At 73.8% G+C, this 13,009-nt stretch carries 10 protein-coding genes; 1 reads left to right on the top strand and 9 read right to left on the bottom strand.

Features of this window, described 5'->3' with window-relative positions; translation table 11 throughout:
- Positions 1-3: 3 nt before the first annotated feature.
- The 5 genes from lnt to OG417_RS28730 form a co-directional block, all read right to left on the bottom strand.
- Positions 4-1,584 carry an apolipoprotein N-acyltransferase gene (gene lnt, locus OG417_RS28750; protein WP_329234915.1) on the bottom strand — a complete coding sequence of 527 codons (1,581 nt, stop codon included), beginning with the start codon at positions 1,582-1,584 and terminating at the stop codon, positions 4-6.
- A gap of 442 nt (positions 1,585-2,026) precedes the next feature.
- The gene (locus OG417_RS28745) at positions 2,027-2,443 is read right to left on the bottom strand and encodes a hotdog domain-containing protein (protein WP_329234912.1); all 417 of its coding nucleotides are present in this window, start codon (positions 2,441-2,443) and stop codon (positions 2,027-2,029) included.
- Positions 2,440-3,255 carry an OAM dimerization domain-containing protein gene (locus tag OG417_RS28740; protein ID WP_329234909.1) on the bottom strand — a complete coding sequence of 272 codons (816 nt, stop codon included), beginning with the start codon at positions 3,253-3,255 and terminating at the stop codon, positions 2,440-2,442. The genes OG417_RS28745 and OG417_RS28740 overlap by 4 nt, the downstream gene beginning before the upstream one ends.
- A complete protein-coding gene (locus OG417_RS28735; protein ID WP_329234906.1) occupies positions 3,252-4,853 on the bottom strand; it encodes a lysine 5,6-aminomutase subunit alpha in 1,602 nt (533 codons plus the stop codon). Before OG417_RS28735 ends, OG417_RS28740 begins: the two co-directional genes overlap by 4 nt.
- Positions 4,853-5,875 carry an L-erythro-3,5-diaminohexanoate dehydrogenase gene (locus OG417_RS28730; protein ID WP_329234903.1) on the bottom strand — a complete coding sequence of 341 codons (1,023 nt, stop codon included), beginning with the start codon at positions 5,873-5,875 and terminating at the stop codon, positions 4,853-4,855. The genes OG417_RS28735 and OG417_RS28730 overlap by 1 nt, the downstream gene beginning before the upstream one ends.
- Before the next feature lie 129 nt (positions 5,876-6,004).
- Between OG417_RS28730 and OG417_RS28725 the strand changes: the two genes are divergently transcribed.
- Positions 6,005-7,441 (top strand): KamA family radical SAM protein, encoded by a 1,437-nt coding sequence (locus OG417_RS28725; RefSeq protein ID WP_329234900.1) that lies wholly within the window; start codon positions 6,005-6,007, stop codon positions 7,439-7,441.
- A gap of 117 nt (positions 7,442-7,558) precedes the next feature.
- Here OG417_RS28725 and OG417_RS28720 read toward each other — a convergent pair whose 3' ends face one another.
- The 4 genes from OG417_RS28720 to OG417_RS28705 form a co-directional block, all read right to left on the bottom strand.
- Entirely contained in the window at positions 7,559-9,169 is a 1,611-nt protein-coding gene (locus OG417_RS28720) for a serine/threonine-protein kinase (protein ID WP_329234897.1), read from the bottom strand.
- A 142-nt stretch (positions 9,170-9,311) separates the two neighbouring features.
- The gene (locus OG417_RS28715; protein WP_329234895.1) at positions 9,312-10,844 is read right to left on the bottom strand and encodes an ABC transporter ATP-binding protein; all 1,533 of its coding nucleotides are present in this window, start codon (positions 10,842-10,844) and stop codon (positions 9,312-9,314) included.
- Positions 10,841-11,344 carry a PadR family transcriptional regulator gene (locus OG417_RS28710; protein WP_329234892.1) on the bottom strand — a complete coding sequence of 168 codons (504 nt, stop codon included), beginning with the start codon at positions 11,342-11,344 and terminating at the stop codon, positions 10,841-10,843. Before OG417_RS28710 ends, OG417_RS28715 begins: the two co-directional genes overlap by 4 nt.
- Before the next feature lie 142 nt (positions 11,345-11,486).
- On the bottom strand, positions 11,487-13,001 hold the full coding sequence (locus tag OG417_RS28705; protein ID WP_329234889.1) for an aldehyde dehydrogenase (NADP(+)): 1,515 nt from the start codon (positions 12,999-13,001) through the stop codon (positions 11,487-11,489).
- Between the last annotated feature and the right edge of the window lie 8 nt (positions 13,002-13,009).

Below are 13,009 nucleotides of genomic sequence, written 5' to 3'. Positions count from 1 at the left end.
CCGCTAGGTCCCCCTGCTCGTCCGTGTCCTCCAGGCGGCGACCGCCGCCGCCGCGAACCCAAGCAGCGCCAGCGCCCATTCGGGGGTAGCGCCGAGATGATCGGAAAGCGTACGCGACGAGCGCAGGGGTACGCGCTCGACCTGCACAGCCGGTGTGAATTCCTGCGAATGATCCAGCACGCGCCCGTCGGGGGTGATGATGCCGCTGATGCCGCTCGTCGAGGCCACGAGCATGGTGCGGCCGTGCTCGACCGCCCGCAGGCGTGACATCGCGAACTGCTGCGGCGGCAGGCTGGTGTGCCCGAACGTCGCGTTGTTGGTCTGCACGACCAGCAGCGGGTTGCTCGCCACGTCGCGTACGAGGCCGTCGTAGGCGACCTCGAAGCAGATCACGTCGCCGATCCGCACCGGCCCGAGGCGGAGGTTGCCGGCCGAGCGGCCCTTGACGAACTCCCCGACCATGTCGAAGCGGGTGATGACCTTGCGCAGGAAGCCGCGGAAGATCGGGATGTACTCCCCGAACGGCAGCGGGTGCCGCTTGACGTAGTAGGCGCCGGGGCCGGTCTTGGGGTCCCACACGATGCCGCGGTTCTCCACGTGCTCGCCGTCGCCGTGGTCGATCACCGCGCCGACCAGCACCGGCACGCCGACGTCGCGGACGGCCGCGTCGATCACCTGGCGCGCCTGGGGGTCCCGGTACGGGTCCAGGTCGCTGGAGTTCTCCGGCCAGATCACGATGTCGGGCCGGGGCAGCCTGCCCTGGCGTACCTCCTGGGCCAGCTTGTGGGTCTCGCGGGCGTGGTTGTCCAGGACGGCCTCGCGCTGGCCGAGGAAGTCCAGGCCGGCCCGCGGGACGTTGCCCTGGACCACCGCGACCGTCACCGGCCGGCCGCCCGAGGGCCGCGGCACGAACACCCCGGCCACGCCGAGCACCAGCACCCCGGCGAGCATGAGCGCCACACCCCGCACGCCCGGGGCCGAGTCCGCGGAGGAGGTGCGCCGCCGCCACAGCGCCAGCGCCGAGGCGGCCAGGAGCCCGCCGGTGAGCGCGATCACGAAACTGATCAGCGGCGCGCCGCCGATCGGGGCGTACCCGGTGTAGGGCGAGGCGGTCTGGCTGAAGGCCAGGCGCCCCCAGGGAAAGCCGCCGAACGGCACCCGGCCGCGGACGAACTCCTCGGTGATCCACAGCGCGGCGGTCCACAGCGGCCAGCCGGGCAGCCGGGTCGCCAGGGCGATGCCGGTGCCCAGCAGCGCGAAGTAGAGCGCCTCGAAGACGCTCAGGGCCAGCCAGGCGTCCATCCCGACCGGGCGCAGCCCCTCGAACAGCGGGAAGCAGAACGCCAGCCCGTACAGCATGCCCAGGCCGGTCGCGGCGCGAAGGCGGCGGCCGCGCAGGGTGAGGGCCAGCATCGCGGCCGAGACCGGCGCGAGCGGCCACCAGCCGACCGGGGGGAACGCCGCGGCCAGCAGCAGCCCGGCCAGGACCGCCAGCGCCGGGCGCCGCAGTCGGGTGGGGAATCGACGCCGACGGGACTCATCGGCGACGCCGGGGGTCTCCTCGGCGAGCATGTCCTGCGCCACCAACGCTCCTCGTCCGCATCGTTCGTTCTTGCGGAACGGTATCGTCCACGGGCCGCTGGGACGAATGGGGAGGTGCGCCGCGGCCGTCCGCACCGCCGCTGCGGCACTCCGTACGGGCTTCGGAACGGAAGAGAGCCCGGGCGGTCCCTTCGAACCGGACCCGTCTCGTCGGCGGCGAGCGCGTCGGTCCGTTGTCTGATGGGTGCCCAGGCTCTTACCGAGTCTCACCGGCGCCGGTCCGGGGTGCTCCCGGCCCGGGCGCGCGGATGGCCTGCGTCTGGCTTTCGACGGTTGGCGCCGCACCGCGGCGCTGCCCTTCCCCCGTCACGGCGCAGGTGCCGCGTCGCCCCGGCCGGCCGGCCGGTAGGCCCTGTGGTGGACGCCTAGGCAACTTATCGGTATCCGAAGCGATGTCAACCCTGGCCGCCGGCGCCACGCACCGTCAGGAGGTGCCGGGGACCACGACCGTTCCGGTCGCCGTGACGACCACCAGCGGTTCGGCCAGCACCTCCGCGGCCGACTCGCCCTTGTCCGGGCGTGCGCGGCACACCACCCGCGCCTCCAGCGCCAGGGTGCGGCTGCGGCGCCCCACGCGGGTGACGGTCGCGGTCGCCTCCAGCACGTCACCGGCCCGTACGGGGGCGCGGAACGCCACGTCCTCATAGCCGGCGAACAGTCCCTCGTCGCCGTCGGTGCGGATGCACACCTCGGTCGCGACGTCGCCGAACAGGCCCAGGACGTACGCGCCGTCCACCAGGCTGCCGCCGTAGTGCGCGTGGCCGTACGGAACGTAGCGCCGGTGCGTGACGCTCACGCCGGTACGCGTGTCGCTCACGCCAGTGCGCGTGTCCTCACTCACGAGTCCTCCTGCGGGGTCCAGGTGGGCAGCAGGGCGTGCACCAGGTACGAGGCGACCTCGGCGGGGGTGGTGCCCTTGCCGAAGATGCGGTCGACGCCGAGCTCGGCCTCGGTGACGGTGTCGAAGCGCGGCCCGCCGGCGATGAGCAGCGGGCGTCCCATGCCCGGCCCGACGGCGGTCGGGTAGGCGGCGTGGAAGGCCGCGGCCATCTGCTTGGTGTTGTGGATGTGGGCGTTCTTCTGGGTCACGACCTGGGAGACGAGCACGGCGTCGGCGTCCTCGGCCTTGGCGCGCTCGAGGAGCTCCTCCACGGTCACCTGGGCGCCCATGTTCACCACCTGGATCTCGCGGTGGTACTCCAGGCCCTTCTCACCGGCGAACCCCTTGACGTTGAGGATCGCGTCGATGCCGACGGTGTGGGCGTCGGTGCCGATGCAGGCGCCGACCACGACGAGGCGGCGCTTGAGCACGGTGCGGATGGCCAGATCGACCTCCTTGGCCGGCAGCAGCGGGTACTCCCGCCCCTCGGGCACCTCGATGCCGGCGTAGTCGATCAGGTGGTTGACCTTGCCGTAGACGATGAAGAACGTGAAGTGGGGCCCCATCGCCTTGGCGTGGACGACGCTGGCCGGGTCCAGGCCCATCTGCCGGGCCAGGGCCAGGGCGGCGAGCTCGGCGCGCTTGCCGGCCGGCACCGGCAGGGTGAAGGACAGCTGCACCATCGCGTCGCCGGTGGTGTCGCCGTAGGGGCGGATGATGGACGGGAGGTCGGTCGCCTCCGGGACGTCGGTCGTGGTCTCGCGCTGGATCACCGCTTCACACTCCCTGCGGGTGTCGGGGCCGTGCGGCCGGCGTGGGGGTCTTCGGTCTCGAGGATGTCCAGGGCCGGGCCCACGTAGCCGTCGGCGCGCTCGACCACGCCGTCCAGGCCCTTGCCGCCGTCGGCGGGCCGGCGGGTCACTCCGAAGGTGCCCTCGGCGATCGCCGTCAGGAGCGTGTCGTCGCAGATGCGCTCCAGCAGGTCGACCGACTCCGACAGCACCTGCTTGGCGCGCTGGACGACGAAGCCGTCGGGCCGGGGCACGAAGTCCTCGGCCAGGGCGCCGCAGGCGTCGCGGACGTACCGGACGTTCTCCAGGGCCAGGTCGCGGTCGGACAGCCAGGGGGTGTGGATGCCCTCGGTCATCATCCCGATCAAGATGATCGACTGTTCGGTCATCACCCCGGCCAGGTTGAAGAAGGCGTCCAGCAGGTAGCCGGCGAACACGTTCCCGGTCATGTGCTTGGTCGGCGGCATGTACTTCAGCGGCGCGTCCGGGAACAGCTCGCGGACGAGCTGGGCGTGGGCCAGCTCCAGCCGGAAGGAGTCCGGCAGGGCCGGGTTGATCTCGAAGGCGTGGCCGAGGCCGAGCTGGGAGTCGGCCAGGCCCGCCTCGCGGCCGAAGCGTTCGTTCAGCAGCTGGCTGACCACGACCGTGTGCGCGGCGTCGACCGCGTCGGCGGTGGTGAGGTAGTTGTCCTCGCCGGTGTTGATCACGATGCCGGCGCGGGCGTGGATCTGGCGGGAGAACCGCTGGTCGATGAAGGTGCGCCGGGGGTTGATGTCGCGGAAGATGATGCCGTACATGCAGTCGTTGAGCATCATGTCGAGGCGTTCGAGGCCGGCGAGGGTGGCGATCTCGGGCATGCACAGGCCCGAGGCGTAGTTCGTCAGCCGCACGTACCGGCCCAGCTCCTTGGACACGTCGTCGAGGGCGGCGCGCATGAGCCGGAAGTTCTCCTGGGTGGCGTACGTGCCGGCGTAGCCCTCGCGGGTGGCGCCCTCGGGCACGAAGTCCAGCAGCGACTGGCCGGTGGAGCGGATCACCGCGACGACGTCGGCGCCCTCGCGTGCGGCGGCCTGCGCCTGCGGGATGTCCTCATAGATGTCGCCGGTCGCGACGATGAGGTACACCCACGGCTTGGGCGGGTCGCCGACCGCGGCGAGCATCTGGTCGCGTTCGGCGCGCCGGCGGTCGATGCGCGTGAGGCCCTCCCGCGCGGCGGTGCGGGCGTGCGAGGCCGCGGCGGCGGCGGCGTCGCCGGAGGGCAGGCGGAAGGTCACCGCGCCCAGCGCGGCGGCCTGCGCCAGCGAGGACAGGTCGGCGTAGGACTCGCGGCGCAGGGCGTCCCAGACGGGCAGCGCGACGCCGTGCTCGAGGCCGACCTGGTCGCGTACGGCGTCGACGAGGTGGTTCACCCAGGGGCGGCCGTCGGAGTCGGCGCCGGACAGGCCGGCCAGGCGCAGCTGCGCGCGTTCGACCGAGACGGTCGTGTGCGTCCGCGCCATCTCGATGACCGGCTCGGCGGCGCGCTCGGCGAGCCGGCGCGCCTTGGCCACCACCTGCGGATCCAGGTCCAGTTTGCCCATCACTCCTCCACCCGCTCCTTGAAGATCTTCGCTACGCCCGGTTCGGTGCGCAGCAGGTCCAGTGCCATCTGGGCGTGCCCTGGGGCGTACCCGTTTCCGATCAGCATGGTCACGTCGGCGGCCAGTCCTTCGGCGCCGAGCGCCGCGGCCGAGAACGAGGTGGCCATCGAGAAGAAGACCACCGTGCCGCCCGCGGCGGTGGCCAGGATCGCGCCGTGCTCGCAGCCGGGCACGTCGACGCAGACCACGGTCACGTCGGCGCCCGGTTCGCCGACGGCGTCCGCGAGCGCGATCGGGTCGCGGGCGTCGGCGATCACGACGTCGTCGGCCAGGCCCGCGGCGCGCAGCCGCGCCGCCTCCGCCTCGAACGGGACGACTCCGATGGTACGTGCGGCGCCGGCGCGGCGTGCCGCGGCCAGGGCCAGGGAACCGCTCTTGCCCGCGGCGCCGATCACCGCGACGACCGGCGCGGTACGGGCGGCCACGACGCGGTGGGTCAGCGCGGGCGCGCCGCAGACGTCCATGACGGCCAGGCTCAGGCCGGCCGGCAGGTCGGCCGGGAGCTCGGCGGCGATCGAGCGGGCGAACAGGATCGCGTGGCCCTCGGCCGGGACCTGTTCGCCGCGGCCGTCCCAGCGGCGCAGGTCGTCGGTGATGTGCAGCGGCGTGAGGGTGAGGGAGACCAGGGTGGCGATCCGCATGCCGGGGGCCAGGCCCAGTGGGGACTTCGGGCCGGCCTCGTCGACGACGCCGATGAGCATGCCGCCCGAGCCGGTGACCGGGTTGTGCATCTTGCCGCGGGTCCGGATGATCTGCAGGACCTCGGCGCGGATGGCGTCCGGATCGCCGTCGTGGGCGGTGTGCAGCTGCCGGTAGGAGGCCGCGTCCAGGTTCAGGCGTTCGAGGCGGACGCGCACCTCGTCCTCGGCGATCCGTGGATCGGGATCGAGACGGCGGGCCGCCTGCGGCAGTACGCCGGGCGGCTCCAGGACCCGGTGCAGGCCGACCGGAGAGCTGTTCATCCCTCACCTCAGGTAGCGTGTAGTGGAATATCTGCTGGGGGAACCTAGTTTAGAGAAAGAATTTCCCGTATGGTCCCGCAGACAGTGAACATCATCCGCGATCTCCGCGAAAGACTAGGGGTGAAGCTCGTGACCGCTCTTGCCGAAGACTCGGTGGTGACCCTCGATGGCCGCCTCCAGCCGTACACGTACCGGCGTCATGAGTTGATCGAGCCGGACTGGCGCCGCTTCCCCGGCTGGCGCGAGGTCACCGCGGCGGAGTGGGAGTCCGCGCAGTGGCAGCGGTCGCACTGCGTCAAGAACATCCGCCAGCTGCGGAGCCTCATGGGCGACCTGCTGAGCGAGGAGTTCTACGCCGACCTGGAACGCGACCAGCGCGAGCGGGCCACCATGTCGATGCTGCTGCCGCCGCAGATGCTCAACACCATGAACGTCGACAGCACCGAGGCGTTCTACGCCGACCCGGTGCGGCGCTACATGCTCCCGGTGTTCAGCGACCGGCGCACCGACTGGCCCTCGCACCCGTTCGCCAGCCGCGACTCCCTGCACGAGGCCGAGATGTGGGCGGTGGAGGGGCTGACCCACCGCTACCCCACCAAGGTCCTGGCCGAGCTGCTGCCGACCTGCCCCCAGTACTGCGGCCACTGCACCCGCATGGACCTGGTCGGCAACTCCACGCCGCAGATCGACAAGCACAAGTTCGCCCTCAAGCAGCCCGACCGGCTGGAGGAGATGCTGGCCTACCTGAGCCGCACCCCGCAGGTCCGTGACGTGGTCGTGTCCGGCGGCGACGTCGCGAACATGCCGTGGGCGCGCCTGGAGACCTTCGTCGACCGGCTGCTGGACATCGACAACATCCGCGACATCCGCCTGGCCACCAAGGCCCTGATGGGCATGCCCCAGCACTGGCTGCAGGACGACGTACGCGCCGGTGTCGAGCGCCTGGCCACCAAGGCGCGCGAGCGCGGCGCCCAGCTCGCCATCCACACCCACGTCAACGCGGCCCAGTCGATGACGCCGCTGGTCGCCAAGGCGGCCCAGGCCCTGATCGAGGCCGGCGTCCGCGACGTGCGCAACCAGGGCGTGCTGCTGCGCGGCGTCAACACCAGCGTCGAGCAGCTGCTGGATCTGTGCTTCGCGCTGCAGGACAACGGCGTGCTGCCCTACTACTTCTACCTGTGCGACATGATCCCCTTCAGCGAGCACTGGCGGCTCTCGCTCGCCGAGGCGCAGCGCCTGCAGCACGGGATCATGGGATACCTGCCCGGCTTCGCCACCCCGCGCATCGTGTGCGACGTGCCCTACGTCGGCAAGCGCTGGGTGCACCAGGTCGCCGACTACGACACCGAGCGCGGCATCTCCTACTGGACGAAGAACTACCGCACCGCGCTGGAGGCCGACGACCCCGAGGCCCTGGAGCGCCGGTACGAGTACTACGACCCGATCCACCTGCTCCCCGAGAGCGGGCAGGCCTGGTGGGAGGACCACGCGCGTGAGGCCCAGGGCCGCGACGTCGGCCTGGCCGCGGCCAGCCGCGCCGCCTCCGAGGCCATCCGCGACGCCTGATCCCCGATGACCAGGACGCCCCACGGCGTCATCCGGCCGCGCCGGGCCACCGCCCGGCGCGGCCGGACCCGTCTGGGGCCCGTCCCGGCGGACGGCCCACCGGGACGGTGAGAACGGTCAGGACACCGTGAACCCGTCGCAGCCGATGTAGTAGGCGTCTCCGTTCGGGTGCACGTGGTACCAGACCACCGTCCACGTGCCCGCCTGCAGGTCGTAGGCCCAGTCCTTCGGCTGGGTGAAATCACGCGGGTAGTGCAGGGTCGCCCAGTCGGATCCCTTGAGCACCACCGGACGCGTCGTGACGATCCCGGTGATCCGGTTGCCGCGCAGCGCGACCGGAGGACGCATCTCGGCCGCGACGTAGTAGGCGTCCGGAGCCCCGTCCGCCGCGCGGAACCCGACGTCGGCGCTGCCGCGTGGAGCGGCCGGCTCCCGAGGAGCCGTCCACTGCGCCCCCAGCGCCTGCGCGGAGGCCTCGGTGCGCGCGGCGGGCGCGCACCGCCCGTCCTTGGGCGACCAGGCCATCGCCGCGAAGTCCGCGTCGGTCTCCTTGGAGAAGACGTCCGTGGGCGTCCCGGCGCCCGCGGGACGGGTGGCTCCGCCGGTCGCGCCCGGCGAGCGGCCGGCGTTCGTGCCGCCGCCGGACCGCGCCGTGCCCGATGCCGAAGGGGAGCCGGCCGCGCCGCCGCTCCGCGGCAGGAACTGGAACAGCAGCACCCCGGCGACGACGACGGCCGCCGCCGCGCCGCCGCCGATCACCCCGAGCAGGGTCCGGCGGGAACGTGGCTCCGGGGCGGGCCGGGTGAGCACGCCGGTCGCCCGGTCATGGCCCGGCGGGACCAGGCCGTACGCGACCGCCGTCGGAAGATCGGGCGGCGGGACCTCGGTCAGGTCGAGCAGCCGCCGATACGCCGGGTCGTCGGCGATCGCGCCCGGGACGCCGCACAGCGCCGGTACCTGCCCCGCAGCGGGCCGCGCGGCCGGATCCTTCTGCGCGCACCGTGCGATGAGCCCGGCCAGGGCCGGGTCGGTTCCGGCCACGTCGATGGGTTCGTGGACGCTGCGGTAGATCACCGCGTGCGCGTCACCCGCGCCGAACGGCGGGCGCCCGGTGGCCGCGTACGCGACCGTTCCGGCCAGCGCGAACACGTCGGCGGCCGGGCTCATCCACTGCCGGCGGATCACCTCCGGCGCGAGATAGCCGGGCGTGCCCGGCGCCGCGCCGGTGTGGGTGATCGCGGTCTGGTCGTCGCCGCGGGCGATGCCGAAGTCGATCAGGCGCGGGCCGTCGGGGGCCAGGATGACGTTGTGCGGCTTGAGGTCGCGGTGCTGGACCCCGCGCGCGTGGACGTCGGCGAGGGCCTCGCCGAGCGCGGCCATCAGCCGCAGGCAGGTCGCGGCGGGCAGTGGCCCGTGCCGCGCCACGGCCTGGGTCAGGGTCGGTCCCTGCACATATTCGGTGGCCAGCCAGTACGGGGGCGCCTCGAGCCCGGCGCCGACGAGCGCGGCGGTGAAGGGGCTGCGCAGCTCACCGACGGTCGCCACCTCGCGGCGGAACCTCGCGAGCGCCTCGGGGCCGTCGAAGTCGGTTCGGATCACCTTGAGTGCGACGTGGCGACCGCCCGGGGACAGCCCGAGGTAGACCTGTCCCATCCCGCCGGCGCCCAGCCGGGCCAGCAGCCGGTAGCCGCCGATCTCCGCCGGGTCGCCGGCTCGCAGTGCCTCCATGGTCGGACGCTCCGTGGTGATCCGCGTGTGCACGCCCCTCGTGCATCCGGAAGATCTTAGCGATCACGGGCCTGCCCTTGACCGGCGAGAGACGAGGCCCGCGGCCGCCGGTGACCGGCCGCGGGCTTCGCCGCTCTCATGGTCACTCCCCCATGCGCCGGGCGATCGCCGGGGGTTCCCGGCCGGCGAGGAGCCAGCCCGCCACGGCGGCGGCCAGCGGAGTGCCGGCCACGATGCCCAGCGGGAAGCCGATCGGCACCCGGCCGAAGACCGCCAGGTCGTGCCGGTAGACGGCGAGCAGCCCCAGGCACGCGCCCGTCACGCCCAGCGCGACGCCGAGCAGCGCCAGCGCGCCCGCCGTGGTCGCGGTGAGGGTGCGCCGGATCCCGCGGGAGGCGCCGGCGGCGGTCAGGGTGCGCAGGTCGGCGGCGGCCTCGCTGCGGATCAGCCCGACCGTCATGGCCAGGACGGCGAGCGCGAGAAGCATGCCGATGGCGGTGGCACCGGCCCGGACGTTCACGGCGGCGGTGTGGCCGTTCCGGGCCTCGACGGTCAGCCCGGCGGCGTCGGCGATCTTTCGCGCGCCGGCGATCTGCTCGGCGGTGAGCCGGCTGCCGGACTGGATGAGCCACCCGGCCCGGGCGCGGGTCCAGTGCCGGCGGGCCAGGCCGCTCGCGGTGATCACCGAGGTGGGCAGCGACGTGTAGGCGGGCGCGTGGATGCGGGTGATCACCGGTACGTCCGTGGACCGGCCGTCCTTGCCGCGGACCGGGAACACGGGCCGGCCGGACCGGGCGGTGAGCACGTCCGCCGCCGGTGCGACCGTCGCGGGATCGACGCCGAGGAAGCGGAGCAGGTCCGGCGACGCCACGTACAGCGGGATGTCGGCGCACGCGCCACCGCGCGGTACGCAGAAGATCGCGGTCATCCGCGCCGACCTGCCGTTGTCGGTCCGCGGTGGCAGGGCCGGATCGATCGGCACGTCCAGCGGGACGGTGACCGGATGGTCGATGGCGACGCCGTCGCGGACGAACACCACCCGGTCGGCCCAGGCCGCGAGCTGCGCGTCGTGGGTGGCCAGCACGGTCGCGGCCCCTTCGCCGCAGGCCGCGCGCAGCAGCCGGACGACGGCCTCGCCCGTGTGCGTGTCCAGCGCGCCCGTCGGCTCGTCGGCCAGGAGCAGCCGGCGTTCGCCGACCAGCGACCGGGCGATCGCGACCCGCTGGCGTTGCCCGCCGGACAGCTCGTCGGGGTAGCGGCCCGCCTGGTCGGCCAGGCCCACCTGCTCCAGTGCGCGTCGCGCCGAGGCCGCCGCGGCCTTGGCCCGGGTGCCGTCCAGCTCCAGCGGCAGCGCGATGTTCTCCTCGGCGGTGAGCCCGGGAAGCAGGTTGAAGTCCTGGAAGACGTAACCGACGCGCCGGCGGCGCATCCGGGCCTGGTCGCCGCGCGACATCGCCGAGAGCGGGTCGCCTTCGACCAGCACCGTGCCGGACGTCGGCTGCTCGAGGCTGCCCGCGATGGTGAGGAGGGTGGACTTGCCGGAGCCGCTGGGGCCCATGACCGCGACCATCTCACCGGCCCGCACCGACAGGCTCACGCCGGTCAGGGCGCACACCTGCGCCGGGCCCGCCCCGTACACCTTCGACACCTCGCGCAGTTCGAGCACCGGGGTCATCGGGCCGCCCCCGCCCGCCGCCTGCCCGGAACCGGCGCCGGGGCCGGGGCCGGGGCCGGGGCGGGCAGGTGCCGGAGCCGCGCCTCGGCGGCGTCCAGCCAGCGGACGGTCGCCTCCAGCCGGAAGAGCTCCGCGTCGGCCACCAGCAGCAGGCCGATGTCGTCCTCGGCGGCCTCCTCCTTCAGCCGTGTGTAGCGGCGCATCGTCTCGACCAGGTGCCTGCGGTGCGCCTGCAGGATCCCGGCGACCTCGACACCGGGCACCCGCAGGGCGACCAGGACCTTGATCACCAGCTCGTCGCGCGGCGGGACCTCCTCGGCGGGCGGCGTGCTCAGCCACGCGGCCAGCTCGGTTCGGCCCTTCTCGCTGATCCGGAAGCTCTTCTGCGGGCCGGGCTCCTCGGTGTCGTCGGATTCCACCAGCCCGTCCCGTTCGAGCCGCTGGACCGTCGTGTAGACCTGGCCGACGACGGTGTGTGCGGGGACACGGGAAGCAGGCACCCCGCGGCGCGCGCCACGGGGTGCCTCAGACACCGCCCGGAACCCCCGCCCGCCGCGCGGCAGGGCACGGGCCGTACAGCAGGAGCAGGCCGCCCGGCTCGAACGGGAAGGACTCGGCGTCTCCCCGGTACCGGGCGTGCTCTCAGGTGCCCGCCGGATCACCGCCGGGGATCAGGACGCCGTCGACGCGGCGGGGGATGCCCGGGTCGGCGTCGCGCAGCTCGGCCGGCAGCAGCGCCTCCGGGGCGTCCTGCCAGGCGACCGGGCGCAGGAACCGCCGGATCGCGGTCGTGCCCACCGAGGTGTGCAGCGGGTTGGACGTCGCCGGGAACGGGCCGCCGTGGTGCATGGCGTGACTGACCGCCACGCCGGTCGGGAAGCCGTTCCACACGAGCCGGCCCGCCCGCTCCCGCAGCACCGCGGCGAGGCGCGCGGGCAGGTCCGTCTCCTCTTCCCCGGTGTGGACCGTGGCGGTCAGGTTGCCCGGCAGGCCCGACAGGAGCTCCAGCAGCGATTCGGGCCCGTCGTAGGTCACGAGCACGCCGGCCGGCCCGAAGCACTCCTCCAGCAGCGGACCGGCGAAGTCCTGCGCGCGCACCGCGAACAGCGCCGGCGCCAGCGGGCCGTCCCCGGCGGCCAGGACCTCCACGCCGGGCTGCCCGGTCAGCCGGTCGACACCGTCGCGGAAGCCCTCGGCGATCCCGGCGTTCAGCAGCACCGTCCCGCCCAGGTCCCGTACGCGGCGGGCCGTCTCGGCGCGGAACCGCTCCCCCGCCTCGCCGGCCGGGACGAACGCCAGCCCCGGCTTGGTGCAGAACTGCCCCGCGCCGAGCGTGAACGAGGCGACGTACCCCTCGGCGATCTCGGCGGCGCGGGCGGCGGCGGCCGCCGGAGTGACCACCAGCGGGTTGAGGCTGCCCATCTCCGCGTAGAACGGGATCGGGTCGGGCCGGGCGTTCGCCACGTCGAACAGGGCGCGCCCGCCGCGGTAGGAGCCGGTGAAGCCGACCGCGCGGATCGCCGGATGCCGGGTCAGGTCCGTGCCGGCCTGGGCGCCGTGTACGAGGCCGATGGTGCCCTCCGGCGCCCGCGTCTCCCGTACGGCCTCGCCGAGCAGCTCGAAGCACAGCTGGGAGGTGGCCGGGTGGGAGGGGTGCGCCTTGGCCACGACCGGGCAGCCCGCGGCGATGGCCGAGGCGGTGTCGCCGCCCGGCACCGAGAAGGCCAGCGGGAAGTTGCTCGCGCCGAACACTCCGACCGGCCCGAGCGGGACCAGCATGCGGCGCACGTCCGGCCGCGGGCCCATCGGGGTCGGCCCGGCGTGGTCGATGGTCGCCTCGACGTAGGAGCCCTCGTGCAGGACGTCGGCGAACAGGCGCAGCTGGAAGCAGGTGCGGGTGAGCTCGCCGTTCAGGCGCTGCCGCCCCAGCGCGGTCTCGCGGTCGGCGACCTCCACGACCTGGGCACGCGCGGCCTCCAGGGCCCCGGCCATCGCCCGCAGCAGCCCGGCGCGGCCGTACCGGCCCATCGCCTCCAGCCCGGGGAAGGCATCCGCCGCCCGCGCACAGGCGGCGGCGGTCTCCTCGGGCGTGCTCTCCTGCGCGACGGTGGCCACGACCTCACCGGTCCGTGCGTCGACGCTCGCTACCGCGGTCACCCGCGATC

This window comes from Actinoallomurus sp. NBC_01490, assembly GCF_036227085.1.
GTDB classification, from domain to species: Bacteria; Actinomycetota; Actinomycetes; order Streptosporangiales; family Streptosporangiaceae; genus Actinoallomurus; species Actinoallomurus oryzae.
Note: the sequence above shows the minus strand (reverse complement) of the source record. Positions and strands in the feature narration are given on the sequence as shown.

Bases quoted from the DNA above. Each gene is read 5' to 3' on its own strand.
- OG417_RS28735 (WP_329234906.1), bottom strand. From the start codon at position 4,853: ATGGGCAAACTGGACCTGGATCCGCAGGTGGTGGCCAAGGCGCGCCGG.
- OG417_RS28730 (WP_329234903.1), bottom strand. From the start codon at position 5,875: ATGAACAGCTCTCCGGTCGGCCTGCACCGGGTCCTGGAGCCGCCCGGC.
- OG417_RS28720 (WP_329234897.1), bottom strand. From the start codon at position 9,169: ATGGAGGCACTGCGAGCCGGCGACCCGGCGGAGATCGGCGGCTACCGG.
- OG417_RS28715 (WP_329234895.1), bottom strand. From the start codon at position 10,844: ATGACCCCGGTGCTCGAACTGCGCGAGGTGTCGAAGGTGTACGGGGCG.